General features: G+C 42.7%; 6 protein-coding genes and 1 tRNA gene. 1 reads left to right on the forward strand and 6 read right to left on the reverse strand.

The features are described from left to right. Nucleotides 1-192 precede the first annotated feature (192 nt). Nucleotides 193-268 (forward strand) — tRNA-Asn (locus B4J23_RS14290). Nucleotides 269-624: 356 nt separating this feature from the next. Here the strand turns inward: B4J23_RS14290 and B4J23_RS14295 are convergent. From B4J23_RS14295 to B4J23_RS14320, 6 genes are all read right to left on the reverse strand, one after another. Next, entirely contained in the window at nucleotides 625-1,278 is a 654-nt protein-coding gene (locus B4J23_RS14295) for a tRNA-(ms[2]io[6]A)-hydroxylase (RefSeq protein ID WP_179992703.1), read from the reverse strand. A gap of 15 nt (nucleotides 1,279-1,293) precedes the next feature. Further along, complete coding sequence (gene pdxJ / locus B4J23_RS14300) at nucleotides 1,294-2,019, reverse strand: pyridoxine 5'-phosphate synthase (RefSeq protein ID WP_291361559.1); 726 nt, start codon at nucleotides 2,017-2,019, stop codon at nucleotides 1,294-1,296. A gap of 13 nt (nucleotides 2,020-2,032) precedes the next feature. Beyond that, nucleotides 2,033-2,743: a DNA repair protein RecO gene (gene recO, locus B4J23_RS14305; RefSeq protein ID WP_291361561.1), complete on the reverse strand. Its 711-nt coding sequence runs from the start codon at nucleotides 2,741-2,743 to the stop codon at nucleotides 2,033-2,035. An 11-nt stretch (nucleotides 2,744-2,754) separates the two neighbouring features. After that, complete coding sequence (locus B4J23_RS14310; protein ID WP_166138311.1) at nucleotides 2,755-2,952, reverse strand: NF038104 family lipoprotein; 198 nt, start codon at nucleotides 2,950-2,952, stop codon at nucleotides 2,755-2,757. 18 nt (nucleotides 2,953-2,970) lie between these two features. Further along, nucleotides 2,971-3,999 (reverse strand): GTPase Era, encoded by a 1,029-nt coding sequence (gene era / locus B4J23_RS14315; protein WP_004784513.1) that lies wholly within the window; start codon nucleotides 3,997-3,999, stop codon nucleotides 2,971-2,973. Then, on the reverse strand, nucleotides 3,999-4,282 hold a 284-nt coding region (locus tag B4J23_RS14320; RefSeq protein ID WP_291361565.1), incomplete at its 5' end, for a putative dsRNA-binding protein. The genes B4J23_RS14320 and era, both read right to left, overlap by 1 nt.

Raw genomic sequence — 4,282 nt, forward strand, 5'->3', positions numbered from 1 at the left:
AAATCCACACTGTTTGACCATTTGGTCAAACGACTTTATGTTTTCAATCTAGCAAGTGAAATTTGTTCTGACAAGCATTTTTTAAGAATTTAATGCAATCGTTTAAATTAAAATCAGATAAGTACAATTTGTAATAAATATGACAGTTTTTGCTTGACCCTTTGCAAAATCTCTCTATAATCGCATTCAGATTCTCCCATAGCTCAGTCGGTAGAGCGACGGACTGTTAATCCGCAGGTCCCTGGTTCGAGCCCAGGTGGGAGAGCCAAATTCAAGAAAGCCCAAGCATTTAAGACTTGGGCTTTTTTATTGCCTGAAATTTCATTTATAAAATGATTCGATTCTTCTTTTCTCTTATATATTCTTACTCTGCCCTTTTATTTACCTAGTTAGATTGGCTTATATTCTCGTTTAATCAAATGTGCTGTTATAAGCCGTTATTCTAAAATTGACGACAGCTTTTGCTATCTCGCACTTCAAGTTTTTCCTTCTAATCAAATTATAAAATGCTTAGGCTATTTTAAATCCTTTCAATAGATAAATAAGCTAGGTAGCGAATCTTATATTTATAAAAAAATCCCCCGATTTGGAGGATATTTTTTAATGTCTTAATTGAGTAGCTTTTTAAGCTGCTTTTGCAGGCACACCGCTGTGGAAACGGAACATTTCATCTGGACTAAGAATCAGATTCTTTTCTACTTCACGGATATGCTCAATTCGGCTTTGAATATCTTCTTGTGGATTTTTCAGTTTTGCAGTTTTAGCCACATCTAAAGCTAAGGCCAAGTAGTCCTCAAAATGGCGAGATTCAGATTTAAGCAAGTAACGGTAGTAACGTCCTAGCTCATCATCCACCAGCGGCGCAAGCGCATAGAATCGCTCACAAGAACGTGCTTCTACAAAAGCACCAATCACCAGCACATCAATTAATGCTTCGGGTTCATAGGTCCGGATTTCCTTACGCAAACCACCTGCATAACGCCCTGCACTGAGTCCAATCCATTGCTGGCCACGCTTATTCATGAATTCCAGCACCTGTTCATAGTGCAGCATTTCTTCACGGACCAGTTGCGCCAGTTTCACTTGTAAATCTACGAAGAAGCTATAGCGGAACATCAGGTTCATTGCTGTACTGGCTGCTTTCTTCTCACAGTTGGCATGATCCTGCATCAGAATTTCCAGATTCTGTAATGCCTCATCGAGCCAGGCTTTTGGTGTTTCACAACCTAAGAAGCCAATGACAGGCTTCATCAGTTCATCATAATCAATATTTGACATATATCTTTTGCAATCTTAACGCGCAGCTTTAATTGCAGCCTTCATTTGTTGTACAGCTTGCGCCAGTCCAACAAAAACTGCATCTGCAATAATCGAGTGACCAATATTTAATTCATGAATTTGAGGAATCGCAGCAATTGGAGTGACATTATCCAGGTTCAGACCGTGACCTGCATTGACCACCAGACCTTTAGAAGCCGCATACTCTGCCCCTTTGATAATGCGATCCAGCTCAACTTGCTGTGTTTCTGGCGTGTCAGCATCGGCATAAGCACCTGTATGAAGCTCAATTGTAGGTGCGCCACAAGCGACTGCCGCATCAATCTGGGCAATGTCTGCATCAATAAAAAGCGACACGTCACAGCCAATCGCAGACAGTTCCTGGGTGGCTTTTTTCACATCTTCAAAATGACCAACGACATCCAGACCACCTTCAGTCGTCACTTCCTGACGCTTTTCTGGTACAAAGCAGACATGCTGCGGCTGGATTTCTTTAGCAATCGCCACCATTTCATCAGTTACGGCCATTTCCAGGTTCATATGGGTAGTTAATACCGGACGCATACGACGTACATCTTCATCCTGAATATGTCGACGGTCTTCGCGCAAATGCAGGGTAATTCCCTCTGCACCGGCCTGCTCACAGATCAATGCAGCATTGACTGGGTCTGGGTACGTCGTACCACGTGCTTGTCTTAAAGTTGCGACATGGTCAATATTGACACCAAGTAATGCAGCCATACTATTTTCCTAACTACGATTGAGATTGAGAATTTTGGATCCACAATTGTCGACTTTTCAGTGGTCGGTCACCGAGCAAAGCAGTGATCACCTGTCGATATAGCTTCGTCAGTAATTGTAACTGTTCTAGATTAAAATCCCTACCATTTTCATAGTGCTGCATTGTTAAAATCTGCTGGCCTGACATGGTTGAGCGCAAAGCCTTGGCCGAAGGCATAAAACCTTCATTCAACTGAAAATAGTAATGTTGCACGGGATTGATTTGTGCCTGATTGGCATCGACTGAAAAATCCAGTTCATAGCCCAGTTCTTCTAATAAGATATGTTCAAACTGACGCAGAACCTGTTTTAAATAAGTATTGGGATTTTCCTGATCGGAGAGTTTTTGCAAGGCATTCAACGTTTCGCCATATTTGGCAAAGGTCAGCGGCATTTGCACTTCAAGCGGACATAAACGCAACAGGATTTCATTCAGATAAAAGCCAGAAAAGAAGGCATCGCCGAAAAAAAAGATCGGCTGATTAACAATTTCTAATTTGGTGAAGTTTTTCAGTTCAGATTTGCCTGAAGCTAACAAGCTGATGGGTTGATATTGGGGTGGAGGATTTTGTCTCAGTATCCCGTCGATACGGCCATATTCCTGGGTAAATAAATGCACAATATGACTGCGATCGCGATATTTACGATGATGAATCAGGTATCCATGCAGCACTTCATTACGCATAGGCTGCTTCTTTAATCTTTATTCTTTTTTGAGTTTTTCTCGTCTTCTTCGTCATCCCCATCAGGAATGGCGGCACCCACAACAGCCGCGGTCCCTTTGACCGCGTACTTTGTGGTTTTATAGGCAACTTTGGCAGGAACGGTCACTACTTTATGAATACAGCCTTGCAAGAATAAAACACATGCAACAACTGCCAGAAATTTCATCATGATCCGTTCCTATCCAATTTAAATGTCGCTATAACCTAGACTTTTCAATGCCCGCTCATCATCAGACCAGCCGCCTTTGACTTTCACCCAAAGCGTTAGCATGATTTTCTGCTCGAACATTTTTTCCATATCGACACGTGCGTCCATACCGATTTTTTTCAGCTTGGAACCTTTTTCACCAATCACAATAGCCTTTTGGCCAGCACGATCAACGAAAATAGTGGCATCAATATAAGTACATGCCGGCTTCATACGACCTGTTTTTTCATTCAGGGTCGGCTCTTCAGTTTTGAAAGATTCGATCTGAACAGTTAAATCGTATGGTAGTTCTTCACCTAACTGACGCATGATCTTTTCACGGATAATTTCAGAGGCCAGGAAACGCTCTGAACGATCGGTAAGCTGATCCAGTGAATATAGCGGCGGCTGGAATGGCAGGTACTTGGCAATCGTATCGCGTAAGTGTTCGAGGTTGGCACCACGAAGTGCAGACACCGGTACGATTTCAGCAAAGTTCATCAGTTTGGCACGTTCACGAATCAGCGGTAAGGCCTCATTCTTGTTCTCGAACGTGTCCAGCTTGTTGATCACCAGAATGACTGGCATATCCGCATTTTTTAATTTCTCCAGAACAAGCTCATCGTTCTGGGTCCATTTTTGTGCATCAACTACAAACAGCACCAAGTTCACGTCACGCAATGCAGAGTGCGCAGCTCGGTTCATCATTTTATTGATGGCACGCACTTCTTTTTTATGCATCCCCGGTGTATCAACAAATACCGCCTGAGACTTTTCACGTGAATCAATCCCTACGATTTTATGACGTGTGGTTTGTGGTTTACGTGAAGTAATTGAAAGTTTCTGGCCCAGTAAGTGGTTCATCAAGGTTGATTTACCCACGTTTGGACGTCCGACAATCGCCACGAAACCGCTACGATAATCAGAAGGAATTTCAGTACCCTGTGCACTGAAAAATTGACTAATCAAGTCATTGCTGTCGCTTTGCGACTCGTGATCAGCATCAATGTGATCGGAATGAGTAGTCATTAAGACTTATGCTCCAAATGTTTTAAAATATCTGCCGCAACCGCCTGTTCAGCGAATCGTCGGCTTGAACCTTCACCGGCCATGACCGGCAAGCCTTCTACCTGGCATTCCACTTTGAAATGCTGGTTCGGGGCATCACCCTGAATATCTACAACCTCGTAAACTGGGAGAGGTTTTTTACGTGCTTGTAAATATTCCTGTAGACGTGATTTAGGGTCTTTCAGCTGGTCAGTTGGCTCTATATTGTCTAAATACGGCTCGTACCATTTTAGCACAATTGCCT

This window comes from Acinetobacter sp. UBA3025 (genome assembly GCF_002367915.1).
Taxonomy (GTDB): Bacteria; Pseudomonadota; Gammaproteobacteria; order Pseudomonadales; family Moraxellaceae; genus Acinetobacter.

Excerpts from the sequence above, each read along its gene's own strand:
- recO (WP_291361561.1), bottom strand. The coding sequence starts at position 2,743 with ATGCGTAATGAAGTGCTGCATGGATACCTGATTCATCATCGTAAATAT.
- B4J23_RS14295 (WP_179992703.1), bottom strand. The coding sequence starts at position 1,278 with ATGTCAAATATTGATTATGATGAACTGATGAAGCCTGTCATTGGCTTC.
- pdxJ (WP_291361559.1), bottom strand. The coding sequence starts at position 2,019 with ATGGCTGCATTACTTGGTGTCAATATTGACCATGTCGCAACTTTAAGA.
- B4J23_RS14310 (WP_166138311.1), bottom strand. The coding sequence starts at position 2,952 with ATGATGAAATTTCTGGCAGTTGTTGCATGTGTTTTATTCTTGCAAGGC.
- era (WP_004784513.1), bottom strand. The coding sequence starts at position 3,999 with ATGACTACTCATTCCGATCACATTGATGCTGATCACGAGTCGCAAAGC.